Annotated in this window: 14 protein-coding genes; 12 read left to right on the forward strand and 2 right to left on the reverse strand. The window is 37.0% G+C overall.

Annotated elements, in window-relative coordinates:
- Positions 1 to 245: 245 nt before the first annotated feature.
- The 9 genes from FRZ67_RS04005 to FRZ67_RS04045 all read left to right on the forward strand — a co-directional run bounded on the left by FRZ67_RS04005 (position 246) and on the right by FRZ67_RS04045 (position 6,031).
- Positions 246 to 740 (forward strand): low affinity iron permease family protein, encoded by a 495-nt coding sequence (locus tag FRZ67_RS04005; protein ID WP_147188296.1) that lies wholly within the window; start codon positions 246 to 248, stop codon positions 738 to 740.
- Between the two features lie 132 nt (positions 741 to 872).
- The gene (locus FRZ67_RS04010; RefSeq protein WP_147188297.1) at positions 873 to 1,442 is read left to right on the forward strand and encodes a YciE/YciF ferroxidase family protein; all 570 of its coding nucleotides are present in this window, start codon (positions 873 to 875) and stop codon (positions 1,440 to 1,442) included.
- Between the two features lie 111 nt (positions 1,443 to 1,553).
- The gene (locus FRZ67_RS04015; RefSeq protein WP_147188298.1) at positions 1,554 to 2,132 is read left to right on the forward strand and encodes a Crp/Fnr family transcriptional regulator; all 579 of its coding nucleotides are present in this window, start codon (positions 1,554 to 1,556) and stop codon (positions 2,130 to 2,132) included.
- Between the two features lie 62 nt (positions 2,133 to 2,194).
- Positions 2,195 to 2,554 carry a DUF4406 domain-containing protein gene (locus tag FRZ67_RS04020; protein ID WP_147188299.1) on the forward strand — a complete coding sequence of 120 codons (360 nt, stop codon included), beginning with the start codon at positions 2,195 to 2,197 and terminating at the stop codon, positions 2,552 to 2,554.
- A 226-nt stretch (positions 2,555 to 2,780) separates the two neighbouring features.
- Positions 2,781 to 3,512 carry a helix-turn-helix domain-containing protein gene (locus tag FRZ67_RS04025; RefSeq protein WP_147188300.1) on the forward strand — a complete coding sequence of 244 codons (732 nt, stop codon included), beginning with the start codon at positions 2,781 to 2,783 and terminating at the stop codon, positions 3,510 to 3,512.
- Positions 3,513 to 3,607: 95 nt separating this feature from the next.
- Positions 3,608 to 3,967, forward strand: a complete 360-nt coding sequence (locus tag FRZ67_RS04030) for a cupin domain-containing protein (RefSeq protein ID WP_147188301.1) — start codon at positions 3,608 to 3,610, stop codon at positions 3,965 to 3,967.
- A 125-nt stretch (positions 3,968 to 4,092) separates the two neighbouring features.
- The gene (locus tag FRZ67_RS04035; protein WP_147188302.1) at positions 4,093 to 4,551 is read left to right on the forward strand and encodes a DoxX family protein; all 459 of its coding nucleotides are present in this window, start codon (positions 4,093 to 4,095) and stop codon (positions 4,549 to 4,551) included.
- 69 nt (positions 4,552 to 4,620) lie between these two features.
- Complete coding sequence (locus FRZ67_RS04040) at positions 4,621 to 5,145, forward strand: DinB family protein (RefSeq protein ID WP_147188303.1); 525 nt, start codon at positions 4,621 to 4,623, stop codon at positions 5,143 to 5,145.
- Between the two features lie 10 nt (positions 5,146 to 5,155).
- Complete coding sequence (locus FRZ67_RS04045) at positions 5,156 to 6,031, forward strand: alpha/beta hydrolase (RefSeq protein WP_147188304.1); 876 nt, start codon at positions 5,156 to 5,158, stop codon at positions 6,029 to 6,031.
- A 98-nt stretch (positions 6,032 to 6,129) separates the two neighbouring features.
- Here FRZ67_RS04045 and FRZ67_RS04050 read toward each other — a convergent pair whose 3' ends face one another.
- A complete protein-coding gene (locus FRZ67_RS04050; RefSeq protein ID WP_147188305.1) occupies positions 6,130 to 7,839 on the reverse strand; it encodes a glycoside hydrolase family 13 protein in 1,710 nt (569 codons plus the stop codon).
- A gap of 261 nt (positions 7,840 to 8,100) precedes the next feature.
- Between FRZ67_RS04050 and FRZ67_RS04055 the strand changes: the two genes are divergently transcribed.
- The 3 genes from FRZ67_RS04055 (at position 8,101) to FRZ67_RS04065 (ending at position 11,043) form a co-directional block, all read left to right on the forward strand.
- Positions 8,101 to 8,820, forward strand: a complete 720-nt coding sequence (locus tag FRZ67_RS04055) for a hypothetical protein (protein WP_147188306.1) — start codon at positions 8,101 to 8,103, stop codon at positions 8,818 to 8,820.
- 261 nt (positions 8,821 to 9,081) lie between these two features.
- Positions 9,082 to 9,957 carry an isocitrate lyase/PEP mutase family protein gene (locus FRZ67_RS04060; protein ID WP_147188307.1) on the forward strand — a complete coding sequence of 292 codons (876 nt, stop codon included), beginning with the start codon at positions 9,082 to 9,084 and terminating at the stop codon, positions 9,955 to 9,957.
- Positions 9,958 to 10,212: 255 nt separating this feature from the next.
- Positions 10,213 to 11,043 carry an alpha/beta fold hydrolase gene (locus FRZ67_RS04065; RefSeq protein WP_147188308.1) on the forward strand — a complete coding sequence of 277 codons (831 nt, stop codon included), beginning with the start codon at positions 10,213 to 10,215 and terminating at the stop codon, positions 11,041 to 11,043.
- 430 nt (positions 11,044 to 11,473) lie between these two features.
- Here the strand turns inward: FRZ67_RS04065 and FRZ67_RS04070 are convergent, their stop codons facing one another.
- Entirely contained in the window at positions 11,474 to 12,460 is a 987-nt protein-coding gene (locus tag FRZ67_RS04070; protein WP_147188309.1) for a GlxA family transcriptional regulator, read from the reverse strand.
- Positions 12,461 to 12,514: the final 54 nt, after the last annotated feature.

A 12,514-nucleotide genomic window follows, 5' to 3' on the forward strand; every position in this document is an offset into this window, starting at 1 on the left:
TTGAACAGTCATTCAACTATATAAATATTACGAACCCGGCTGCATTACTACTATAGCTCTTTGTTGCGTCGCACTCTTGTACGTTCCTTTCGTTATGCAGCTTAAACGCCTGATTATTTGCTCCCATCCCATCTTCATATTTAATGCGGGTAATATATCAACCTGTTTTAACATTACTGGTACAAGAATTGAATGATTACAAACGGGACAATTCATAATTCAACATATATAATTAATCATAAAATATGGCTGATAAAAATAAAATAACGAAACATAGTTTTATCGAGAAACTTTCAGCTGAAGTAACAAAAGCAACCGGCAGCACAGCAGCTATCTGCATTGCGTTTGGACTTATAGTATTGTGGGCAATGCTTGGCCCTGTATTTCATTATTCTGAAAACTGGCAACTGGTTATTAACACAGGCACCACCATCATCACTTTCCTGATGGTTTTTCTGATACAAAAATCACAGAACAAAGAATCTATGGCTGTACAGCTAAAACTAAACGAACTTATCGCAGCACATGAATTTGCCAGTAACCGGCTTGTTGATGTGGAAAATATGACTGAAGATGAACTTAAAACAATTCACGATTACTATTGCAATCTTAAAGAAAAAACAAAGAATGAAGAATCTTTACAGGTTTCACATTCCATTGAAGAAGCCGGGAATATGCATGAAATTAAAGTGGCGGTAGAAGAAGATATAAAAGATAAAGTTGATAAAAATAAAACCTGAAAATAGTGGGTAGTTTTTACTGCTGTGAGTAATTAGTTCCTCAATACTTTACCAGATACCCGCTATGCCATTTTAATTTCAGTACATAATTCTATGGCATGAAATTGCCCCAATATAAAAAAACGTTTAACCATGGAAAAGAGCACTTCAAAAAAAACGCCTGCAAAAAAATCAACAGGCAACACAGCGAAGACAACACCTGAAATGAGCCCTGTACTTCATCAGTTTTTTCTTGATGAATTAAAAGACATTTACTGGGCTGAAAAACACCTTACAAAAGCAATCCCTAAAATGCAGAAGGCCGCAACTTCTGAAGAACTTGCCAACGCTTTTGCAGATCATCTTAAAGCCACTGAAGGGCATGTAAGCCGATTGGAACAGGCATTTGAATTGCTTGGAGAAAAAGCAGTAGCAAAAAAGTGTGACGCAATGGAAGGGATTGTTAAGGAAGGAGAAAGTATTATTGAAGATACCGAAGAAGGCACTTCAACAAGAGATGTAGGTTTAATATTGGCGGCACAAAAAGTAGAGCACTATGAAATCGCCACTTATGGTGGCCTTCACCAGCTTGCACTTACAATGGGCCATAATGATGTAGCAGAAATTCTGGAGCAGACTTTGAGTGAAGAAAAAGAAGCAGACCAGTTGCTTACAGATATTGCAGAAAATAATGTGAACTATGCCGCAAACAGGGAGCAATAATTAGTGTGAATTTTGCTTAAGAAAAAAACCATCTATGCATGCATAAATGGTTTTTTATTTTAAGACCAATTGCAAACCATCATACTATTTAACTTTATCTAAAATTAACGTATGCCGTATGAGCTGTTGTTACAGAATGTTTCAAAACATATTTCACTGGATGAAGCAGAAAAAGATTACTTCACCTCATTGCTTAAAGAACGGCAGGTTACTAAAAAAGAGCTTATTCTAAAAGAAGGGCAACTGTGCAGGCATATCAATTTTGTTAATACGGGAATATTAAGAGCTTACTATAATTGTAAAGATGGGAAAGAATCCACTATCATGTTTGCGGTGGAAGATTGGTGGATTACAGATATGTATTGCTTCATCAATCATAAACCAGCCATGCTGCAGATAGAAGCAGTTGAAAACAGCAACATCTTACAATTACAAAAAAGTGACCTCGATAAGCTATACATGAAGGTTCCCAGGTTTGAAAGATTCTTTCGTATCATCATGCAGAATGCTTATATAAGAGAGCAGTTAAGGATCATTCAAAATCTTTCACTTACTGCGGAAGAACGATACAATATTTTTTTAGAGAAATACCCGCACGTAGCAAAACAGGTTACACTAAAACAAATAGCTTCTTATTTAGGTATAACACCAGAATTTCTGAGCATGGTGAGGGCAAATAAAAAAAAGTGATTTCTTAAACTACATTAAGCCTTTACAATATTTCATTTGCTTCCTTTGCAAAAAGAAAATATATGCTGATACTTATTGCAGGCCCTTATCGCAGCGGCACAAATGATGATCCCCAATTAATGCAACAGAATCTTGACAGGTTAGAAGCTGCCGCACTTCCATTGTTTCGTATGGGGCACATTCCAATGATCGGTGAATGGGTGGCCTTACCCTTATTAAAACTTGCAGGTTCCCAAAAGCCGGGTGATGCAGTTTACGAAGAAATTTTGTACCCTGTAGCGCATCGTTTACTCCTGAAATGCGATGCAGTACTGCGTCTTGAAGGTGCTTCAAAAGGTGCAGATGAAGATGTAAGAATTGCGAAAGAAAGAGGGTTGACCGTATATTACCATTTGGAAGATATACCAAATGTTACAGCATAAAATATTCAACAGGTGTTTTTTACTGCTGAGATATATTGAAAACGTACAAGTGTGCGACGCAACGAAGGTCTAATCATTGCATCAGATGCCGGTTACATAAAAAATTGCATTCTATTATCCACGGGACTATAAGCCGTTTGGTACAAAAGACTTTACTATATTAGCGCCGTTGATAACCATAACCACCATAGAAAATGCCGATGCATTAAATAAAGCCAGGCGTATCATGAGGTACGTTTTACTTTATTGCACCTCAGGAAAAATAAGCATGCGTGTTGATGAAAAAGAATTTACCATACATGCCGGAGAAGTCATTACTATAACATCGGGACAAATACACTCCATCAGCAAGACGGCAAAAGCAAAAGGAGTTGTACTTGAATTTACATTAGACTTTTTTTGCAAAGATGATAAAGACATTGAGCTAATTTTTCACAATGGTTTGTTTTGCCATTTTGCAATGAATGAAATTATTGCGGTTGATAAAAATATAATGGAAACTCAATTGCAAAACATCACTGAAGAACTTTTAAATAAACCTTACCAATATCTTATTTCTGTGCATTCACGTATAGAATTAATATTGGTAACTATTAACAGGGCAAAGGTTGCGCGTGGTGATGAGATATGGAAACCAGATGCGCTGTTCCTGAAATTTCTGGAAGCTGTAAGATCAAATTTTGAGCACAATTACCCACTTTCAACCTTTGCAAAAATGCTTGGCACCACTGAACTTAAACTAAATGAATTGGCCAAACTGCATGCAGGCAAAACAGCGCAGAATATTATTTACGGCCTTATTGCATCTGAAGCAAAGCGCCTGCTTACTTATGAAAATCTTTCTGTAAAAGAAGTTGCTTACAAACTTGGTTTTAATGACCCGTTTTATTTTTCCAACTTCTTTAAAAAACATACACGCATTGCCCCGAAAACATATCAAAGCAACTACGCTTTATAAATCTTACATGCTTTTCTAAAGATCGTCTATGGTTATAGCTGCATGTTGAAAATACCTTTGTTATACAATAATCAAAGTATAAAACAACAAACGTTATGAACACAAACATGCAGCATTACATTGCCAGTACAGGCAATATGGAATGGAACCCTTTAAGGGAAGAAGGTGTAAATACGTCAGGTATCTATGTAAAGATCCTGCGTTTTGATGAGCAGCAGCAAAGACCGCCAAGTATTCTTTTAAAGTTTGATGCAGGTGCAAAATATCCATATCACAACCATCCAGGCGGTGAAGAAATATTTGTTATGCAGGGAACTTGTTTGGTGAATGACACGTTGCTACATGCAGGTGATTACTTATACACGCCGCCAGGTTTTAAACATGCAGTAACAACAAGTACAGGTTGTGAACTTCTATTCATTGTTCCACAGGAAGTAGAGATATTAGAAAAATAAAATAATGAGCCCGGCAGCAGTATAAGCATTATACTTTTCTTGCGTCGCACGCTTGTACTTTCTGTTCCACTTGCAGCGCGTTAGCAAAATTTATTATTCACTACAATCATTATCAACAAAATTCAATGAAAAAATACCAGGATATAAGTATACTGTTATTGCGCATAGCAATGGCGGTTACTTTTTTATCAGCTGTGGCTTCCCGTTTAAATTTATGGGGCAAACAATCATCGGGCTGGAATGGCTTTCTTTCTTACACTGCAGAAGTACTCTCATTTATGCCATATTCAATGATTTCTTTGTGTGCTATTGCTTCAACAGTTTTAGAAATTTTATTTGCTTTGATGCTGATAACAGGTTTTAAACTAAAAATAGCAAGCTTAGGTGCAGCTTGCTTAACACTAAGTTTTGCGTTATCGATGGCTTACTCTTATGGCGTTAAATCACCACTTGATTATAGTGTTTTTACAGATTCTGCCGCATGTTTTGCATTAGCAACATTTCCTTCCTGTCGCTGGAGTATAGATATGTGGCTTGTAAAAAGAAAATTACGGATTGGCATTAATACCCGCACGATCACCTGATATCATTTTATTGATAATACAATTATGCTTATACTATTTTTCTAACTTTGAATCACACAAAAGCATTCAATGAATTTTTCTTTAGAGAAATCAATAGAAATCCTGGAACGCACACCATTAGTTCTTCAAACGATGTTGCAAAACATTTCAGATGATTGGACCTCGAACACCGAAGGAGAAGAAACATGGAGCGTGTACGATGTTATAGGTCATCTTATTTATGGAGAAAAGACTGACTGGATGCCAAGAGCAGAAATTATTCTTTCTGATAAACCCGATAAGACATTTGAATCGTTTGACCGCTTTGCACAATTTGAAGAAAACAAAGGAAAACCATTGCAGGAACTTTTGAATGAGTTTATACTATTGCGCCAAAAGAATATTGAACTGCTTCGTTCAAAAAAACTTACAAATAAATATCTGGAACAAAAAGGCATTCATCCTGCATTTGGAGAAGTTACACTGGCACAGTTGATTTCAACATGGGTTGTGCATGATCTGAATCATATAGCGCAGATATCAAGAGTGATGGCAAAACAATATAAGCAGGATGTGGGGCCATGGATAGCTTATTTAAAAATTCTGCAATCTTAATAGTGTATACATGAATAAAGCAATAAGACTAACAACAGTTTTGGCACTTACTGTTTGCACAACAATATTATTTGGCCAAACAAATAAAAATGCAGAACAGAAAAAAGTAAAACCGTTTATTCTGGGAGAAATTCACGAAATACAATCTGCTGAATTATCTGAAAAAAGAATTTTGAATATATATCTTCCTGAAGGTTACGATCGGGCAGATACCGCTAGATATCCTGTAGTTTATTTACTTGATGGTTCAGCAGATGAAGATTTTATTCATATCACGGGCCTGTACCAGTTTAACAACTTTCCCTGGATAAACAGGGTGCCAAAATCAATAGTGGTGGGCATTGCGAATGTAGACAGGAAAAGAGATTTTACTTACCCAACAACCATTACAGAAGATTTTAAAAAATATCCTACAACCGGCCAATCAGAAAAGTTTATCAATTTTATTGAAAAAGAATTGCAACCATATATTGACAAAACATTCAACACAAATACTTCAAAAACAATTATTGGTCAATCTTTAGGCGGTTTGTTGGCAACAGAAATACTGCTCAAAAAACCACGGCTATTCAACAAGTATATTATAATAAGTCCCAGCCTTTGGTGGGATAATGGTTCTTTGCTAAACATACAATCTGAAATACTTCAAAATACTTTTAAAGAGAAAACAGACATTTATATTGGTGTAGGCAAAGAAGGCCTTGGACCCGGCGTTACACCACATGTTATGGAAGTTGATGCAAATTTATTAGCGGAGAAAATTAAGAAAACACAAAGCAAAAGCGTTACCGTTTATTTTGATTATCTGCCACAGGAAGATCACGCAACAATTACACACCAGGCCGTATTTAATGCGCTAAGACTTTTATACCCTTTAAATAAATAAGAAATAACAAAGATTCATTTGCTTATAAAAGTGATGACCGTACAAGTGAGTGACACAACGAAGATGCCACGAAGAACAAGAGTTCATCAACAAAAAAATTATTGTACCTGCCAGATCACTGCTTCATAAGACTGCAATGTTTCATTCATAGAAGGCTTTGCATAATTGCTGATCAACAGTTTTGCCTTAGAGAGATCAATGCCTGTTTCAGCAGTTGCAACATCTTTTGAGAAATTAAGCAGCACCAATATTTTATTGCCATTCATTTCTCTTGTGTATGCATATATGTTTGGGTTATCCTTATCAAGCAAAGTGTATTTGCCATACACCAGTGTTTTATTTGTCTTGCGCAACTGCACAACCTTACGAAAATAATTAAGCACAGAATTAGGATCTTTTTCTTCCGCTGCTTCATTGATAATTTTATAATTAGCATTTACGTTTATCCATGGCATGCCCGTTGTAAAACCCGCATTCTTATTGCTGTTCCATTGAAAAGGTGTGCGGCCATTATCCCTGCAACTGAATTGTATTTCTTTCATAAATTTTTGCATATCGCCACCAATATCTTTTTGATGTTGATATTCATTCAGCGTAGGCATATCCCTGTAATCTTCAATTTTAGTAAAGCCTGCATTTGTCATTCCCAGTTCATCACCATTATAATAATAAGGCGTGCCACGCATCGTCATGATAAACGTTGTAAGCATCTTGGAAGAAACATCCCTGAACTGCGGCGCATCATTTCCAAACCTGCTTACCATTCTTGCCTGGTCGTGATTGGCAAGAAAAACAGACAACCATCCATTTGCGGCAAATGCACTATCCCAGCGACTGAACACTTCCTTAAAATGTAAAAGACTATAGCCATCCGGCTTTGCAATATCAACACCTTCAAAAGCATAAGCCATATTCAGTTCTTTGCGATCTGCATCTACAAGATTATGTGCATCTTCAAAAGAATTACCTGCACCTTCTGCTACACTCATCACATCATAGTTGCTGAATACCTGGTTATACATTTCTTTTATATAGCCGTGCAGGTTACCCTGCATGGAATAGTATTGCATAAAATTCCTTTCATACCCTTCAGGAAAAGCAGGAAAAGTGGTATCCTTCGCCGCAAAGCCAAATGCATCAAGCCTGAACCCATCAATACCTTTATCAGCCCAGAATTTCATAATGTCATACACTTCCTGCCGCAGCTTTGGATTCTCCCAGTTTAGATCAGGTTGCTTGCGGCTAAAATAATGCAGGTAATATGCATTCGTAAGAGAATCATATTTCCATGCATCATGATTTATATCAAACAAACTATAACGATACGCCGGCTTTCCTCTTTCCGCATTCCACCAGTGATAATAATTTCTATAAGGACTCTCTCTTGAACTGCGGCTTTGTTTAAACCACTCATGTTCATCACTGCTATGGTTTACCACAAGATCCATCACCAGCTTAATGCCGCGGTCATGCATGCCTTTCAGCAACGCATCAAAATCTTCCATGGTTCCAAAATCGTTCATGATGTTGCGGTAATCACTTACATCATAACCATTATCATCATTAGGCGATTGATAAACAGGATTCAGCCATATCACATCAACACCAAGACTTTTAATATAATCAAGTTTGGAAATAATTCCTTTCAAATCTCCTACCCCATCACCATCACTGTCTTTAAAACTGCGTGGATAAATTTGATAAACGATCGCTTCTTTCCACCATTTAGGGTCATTGCCACTTTGGGCATTTGATGCAAGGAAGAATAATAAAAAGAATAGTACAGTCAGGTATCGAAGCAGTTTCATATAGCAGCAGTTTATTCAAATCAAATATAACTATTGTGCTGCGTATTTTTTTATGAGCCTGGCTGCATTACTGCTATTAAGCACCGGTTGCGTCGCGCTCTTTTACAAAAGATCGTTAAGCAGCATAAAGCGAATTAAACGTTTATGAATATTTAAAACCGAAAGCGGACAATTGCATTTGCGAAATAAATTTATATTGATAACGAAAAATTTTTTATAGATTTATTTCAGCAATATAAATGCTGGCGGTAATTTTTAAAGATGCTACTTCAAATTAAAAAGACAGGTGACAAAACCTACAGAATTGACGGTAACCCTTATTTCATTGCAGGTCTTGTTTGCTTCATCATCACTTTTCTGTTAGGACTTATTGGAACAAAAGGATTAGATAAAGCCTTTGTGTATGCTGCAGGCATAACAATCTTAGTGACACCGATTGTTTATGTTCTTGACCAAGTAGGCAAGAAAAAACATAGAAAAATTATTTCATCAAAACTTTTTCAACATCTGCTGGCTATAGGTTTTGAAGTGGAAGAACAAAAGGACTACACGGGGCTTATAGGAGAAAGAAACCAAACGGCTTTTAGAATTTATTACGATTGGAACAAGCTGTCAAAAGGGTTTTTCAGTTTCGGTGATATTGTCATCGTAGGCTATTTTGAACCTCTGGTCAACAACTTTGAAAAGGGTACTATAAACGAAGAACTTTTGAATAGCTTAAACAGCAAGTACAAAGAAACTTTCTGGACAAGCAAAAAAATTTTATCACGGTTTGCTCCTGCATTTTTCCTTAGACATTTGAACTATTACCCCTTTACTAATACCGACGCTGTTATTGCTGACTTGGATAAGATTACCGACTTAATAAAAGAAAGTGGGTTGACACCAATAAGTAAGAAGGCGCTACTGGAAAGGCAAAAGGAATTTGGTTACAATTATGCTCCACCGATTGACACATTTGGATTAGAGCAAGTGGATTAAAACTACCGCCAACAGCAGTTTTCTGCTATGCTGACTGACGTAAAAAACATCATCAACAAATCAAATCTCTTATCAGCTACATAATCGGCGACGGAACGCAGATGAACAGTAGAATATATTTTGTACTTTGCTTTTCCAATCGGCTCCTTTTCCAAGCTGACCGAACACAGAATTCCAGCACAGCAGAAAGCCGATGAACTTTGGTGGTTATTTAATGAGAAGTCAGATACAGTATATTAAACATCAATAAGCAGCCATATTATGGTTTCAAATATTCAAAAAGAAAAAGCCGAACTGTTCCTGAAATTTCATCAGGACAAAGAAATGCTGGTTCTGTTAAACTCGTGGGACCCGGGAAGTTCTAAATTAATAGAAGCATGTGGCTATAGAGCAATCGCAACAACCAGTATGGGAATAGCCGCCTCTTTAGGTTATCCCGACTGCCAGGTAATACAATTGCCGGAAATGATTGAAGTTATTACACGGATAGTAAATGCGGTACATGTTCCGGTAACGGTGGATATAGAAGCCGGATATGGAAATAATTTAAATGAGATAATTGATTCGGTTCAAAAGATAATTGCAACAGGAATTGTTGGAATAAACATTGAAGATAGTATTGATTTAAACCCGGTACTAATTGACGAGATGGAATTTTGTGAAAGAATATCAGCCATCCGTGCATTATCAGATTCACTGGGGTTTCATTTAGTAATTAATGCAAGAACGGATTCATTTTATGTTTTGCCAGGTACACCGCAGGAGAAATTATCTGAATCAATAAAGCGTGGTAATAAATACCGGGAAGCCGGTGCCGACTGCATATTTGTACAACCTGTGTCGGATAAAGAGACGATTTCAACATTGGTTAAAGAAATTAATGCCCCCATTAACATTCTTGCAAACCCTACGATTGGGGCAGGATCACCTCTATCTGTACGTGAACTGCAGGATTTAGGTGTTGCCCGTTTAAGCCTGGGTTCCGGTTTGATGAAAGCTACTTTAGCTTTAATTAAAAGAGTTGCTGACGAACTATCAGAAAAAGGAACTTACAATATTTTATTAGATAATCTAACACCGCTTCCAGACGCTGCAATGGCCTATAAAATGGCAATAGGATTGAATAACAGCCGCTAACAAAGGTCATTGTTACACAACCAAATTTTATAATTATCTGTCGTTTTTATTCACAAGCATTCAGGATGTTTTGCAGTATGTCCGTTTTCGTTTTTTTTACAAACACATTGCATATTAATATAGCAACTCAGGCATAAGTGACTTTATAACCGGTTTGATGCAGTACCATGAGAAAATAGTATGATTTCTACGTTTACACCTTAAATAGAGGCATTCAATTTTCAAATAAATTTTATCAAATTTAAAATTAAAAACATGAGCAGGATCACAGTAAAAGACGGTACCGAAATCTATTACAAAGATTGGGGAACAGGGCAAACACTTTTTTTCCATCATGGCTGGCCATTATCCAGCGATGACTGGGATGCACAAATGATGTATTTCGTAAATCAGGGGTTTAGGGTTATTGCTCACGACCGCAGGGGGCATGGACGTTCTACCCAAACCGCCACAGGTAATGATATGGATACCTATGCAGCAGATGTAGCAGAACTAACTACTTTTTTAAATTTAAAAAATGCTATTCACATCGGGCACTCAACCGGTGGCGGAGAAGCCATCCGTTATGCCGCAAAGTATGGCAAAGGCCGCGTAGCAAAAGTGGTACTAATAAGTGCCGTAACACCTTACATGATCAAAGATGAAAATAACCCTGATGGTGTGCCTTTAGCGGTGTTTGATGATATCCGTTTAAATACTGCAACTAACAGGCAACAATTTTATCAAGACATTACATTTCCATTTTTCGGATATAACAGAACAGGAGCAAATATCAAAAAAGGAATTCAGGATAATTGGTGGCGCCAGGGAATGATGGGCGGAATAAAGGCTCATTATGATTGTATAAAAGTATTTTCAGAAACAGACTTTACACAAGACCTTAAAAGTGTTGATGTACCTGTACTGGTGCTGCATGGTGAAGACGATCAGATAGTTCCATACCGCACTACAGCGTTAAAGGCTGCTCAACTTTTAAAGAATGGAAAATTGATTACTTATCCTGGCTTTCCGCATGGAATGCCAACGACAGAAGCTGCAACAATCAATGCTGATATTTTAGCATTCATAAAAAGCCCTGCGGATTAAAAAATATCAACTGCTATGGTATTGCTAATGTTTAGAGTAACGAAATAAACATCAACATTTGAAATTTTATTTGAATCAGTCCGGTCAGAGGGGTTACTATCTGGCTTTAAACCTTCAGCTTCAGCCTTTATAAAGAAGTTGGGAGTTACTAAACATTGGCAATACCTGTTTTATTAGCTGTAAGCATATGCGACAAGTTTTGCTGCGAAAATTCATTACCCATTAATAACATTAATGCCGGAATTTAAAATGCGGGCCACACATAATGCAGCATCAACTCATATTTCAGAACGTACAAGTGAGTGACACAACAGGCGATGCCATAAAAAACTATCGCCTGACTCAAAAAAAATTTTTCTTCTATAATAATATTGCCACGTCTTTGCTTACACACAAAGCAATAAGTAAAGACTATCAATAACGTTCAGCTTTACGCCATCATCACTGCTTCTTTATTATACTTGCTTCGGTATTCTACAGGCGACAGACCGGTAATACGTTTAAAGATTGTTCTGAAAGCCTTTGTATCAGAATAGCCAACTTCATACATTACTTCATTGATATTTTTCCTGCCCACTTCAAGATTCTTTTTTGCAGCTTCTACTTTTACACGCTGAATATATTCAGTAACAGTATTGGCAGTGGCCTTCTTAAACCGGCGCTCCATATTTCTTCTGCCAAGCGCCAGCATAGAAGCCAGCTGATCTACCGTAATCTTTTCATCATAATTACTTTCAATAAATTCCTGCGCTTTTTTTATGGGTTCATCTTCGTGGGTTTTTTGTCCCTGGAACATAATAAATGGCGACTGGCTATTGCGGTCAATATCTATCATAAAAGTTTTGGCTATCATCACTGCCACATCGCGGCCCGCATATTTTTCTATGATGTACAACATAAGATTTAAAAAAGAATAAGCACCGCCGCTTGTGTATATGCCATCATCTTCTGTCATTATCTTATCGTCCACAAGATTTACGTCGGGAAATAAATTTCTGAAATCATTTGCAGCCACCCAATGCGTAGAACATTGTTTACCATTTAGCAAGCCTGTGGCAGCAAGAAAAAAAGAAGCAATACAAAGGCTCGCAACTTCTGCACCTTTTTTATATTGCTCCAATAGCCATGGAACAAATGCTGCGTTGTTTTTCATGATGTCTTCAAGGCTTCCATAAATCGCAGGCACAATAATAAGATCAGTTTTTTTCACATCATCTATCAACACATCAGGACTTATACTAAACAAACCATTGCGCTGGCTTATCTCTTTTGCAATGCCCACCAGTTGCACTTTGAACAATGGTGGTTTACCCATGCGTGCCTGTATGGAATTAACCTCGTTCATTATCTGGTGTGTGCCTTCAATGTTTACCATGCTGGTATGTCCGTGTGGAATAAGTATTGAAACGTGTTTCATATGTTGTATAATTTAAACAGAGATTATATTTTTATGAACCAGGCAATAATGCTG

The organism is Panacibacter ginsenosidivorans, assembly GCF_007971225.1.
GTDB classification, from domain to species: Bacteria; Bacteroidota; Bacteroidia; order Chitinophagales; family Chitinophagaceae; genus Panacibacter; species Panacibacter ginsenosidivorans.

What these genes read in the sequence shown, in the direction of transcription:
- FRZ67_RS04070 (WP_147188309.1), bottom strand. Translation starts at nt 12,460, where the DNA reads ATGAAACACGTTTCAATACTTATTCCACACGGACATACCAGCATGGTA.
- FRZ67_RS04010 (WP_147188297.1), top strand. Translation starts at nt 873, where the DNA reads ATGGAAAAGAGCACTTCAAAAAAAACGCCTGCAAAAAAATCAACAGGC.
- FRZ67_RS04035 (WP_147188302.1), top strand. Translation starts at nt 4,093, where the DNA reads ATGAAAAAATACCAGGATATAAGTATACTGTTATTGCGCATAGCAATG.
- FRZ67_RS04005 (WP_147188296.1), top strand. Translation starts at nt 246, where the DNA reads ATGGCTGATAAAAATAAAATAACGAAACATAGTTTTATCGAGAAACTT.
- FRZ67_RS04065 (WP_147188308.1), top strand. Translation starts at nt 10,213, where the DNA reads ATGAGCAGGATCACAGTAAAAGACGGTACCGAAATCTATTACAAAGAT.
- FRZ67_RS04040 (WP_147188303.1), top strand. Translation starts at nt 4,621, where the DNA reads ATGAATTTTTCTTTAGAGAAATCAATAGAAATCCTGGAACGCACACCA.
- FRZ67_RS04050 (WP_147188305.1), bottom strand. Translation starts at nt 7,839, where the DNA reads ATGAAACTGCTTCGATACCTGACTGTACTATTCTTTTTATTATTCTTC.
- FRZ67_RS04045 (WP_147188304.1), top strand. Translation starts at nt 5,156, where the DNA reads ATGAATAAAGCAATAAGACTAACAACAGTTTTGGCACTTACTGTTTGC.
- FRZ67_RS04020 (WP_147188299.1), top strand. Translation starts at nt 2,195, where the DNA reads ATGCTGATACTTATTGCAGGCCCTTATCGCAGCGGCACAAATGATGAT.
- FRZ67_RS04025 (WP_147188300.1), top strand. Translation starts at nt 2,781, where the DNA reads ATGAGGTACGTTTTACTTTATTGCACCTCAGGAAAAATAAGCATGCGT.
- FRZ67_RS04030 (WP_147188301.1), top strand. Translation starts at nt 3,608, where the DNA reads ATGAACACAAACATGCAGCATTACATTGCCAGTACAGGCAATATGGAA.
- FRZ67_RS04055 (WP_147188306.1), top strand. Translation starts at nt 8,101, where the DNA reads ATGCTACTTCAAATTAAAAAGACAGGTGACAAAACCTACAGAATTGAC.
- FRZ67_RS04060 (WP_147188307.1), top strand. Translation starts at nt 9,082, where the DNA reads ATGGTTTCAAATATTCAAAAAGAAAAAGCCGAACTGTTCCTGAAATTT.
- FRZ67_RS04015 (WP_147188298.1), top strand. Translation starts at nt 1,554, where the DNA reads ATGCCGTATGAGCTGTTGTTACAGAATGTTTCAAAACATATTTCACTG.